At 44.0% G+C, this 436-nt stretch carries 1 pseudogene; it reads left to right on the forward strand.

The annotated features are described in order from the left end of the window. Positions 1-436, forward strand: a pseudogene (locus tag CWB99_RS24360) (hypothetical protein); the annotation flags it as partial.

Consider the following 436-nt stretch of genomic DNA (forward strand, 5'->3'; position numbering starts at 1 on the left):
AGCGTTGGCCATAAAGGAGCCGGATGCATTTTTTATTCGTGTTCAAGCCATGCAACAAGAAACTGAGCGGCTGTTAAAGCGTTTACGGCGGTATAAGCCCAAAGAAGAAAAGCTGTTGTCGTTTTTTTACAATGCCGACAACTTTCTTAGCTGGCACGCCGAGCAAGTGATTTTAAAGCTTCTTGATAAGGGACCAAAAAGCAGTGAGCATGCTGTCGAGCGCAAGCAATTACTTCAGTTTTGTGAGGCAGAAAACGGCTACCGCGAACAAAAACGTTATAACTCTGTATCCACTGTGGATGATCCCAATCGGCTAGCGAATAAAATGCATTTGTTACAACGCTTAATCGAGCATGGGGTGGTACTCAGACGAGAAACGCGAAACTTAAATACCTTATTAAGACGTTTTGTTAAAGGCTCGGTCACCGCGATTATG

This window comes from Pseudoalteromonas rubra (assembly GCF_005887095.1).
GTDB classification, from domain to species: Bacteria; Pseudomonadota; Gammaproteobacteria; order Enterobacterales; family Alteromonadaceae; genus Pseudoalteromonas; species Pseudoalteromonas rubra_E.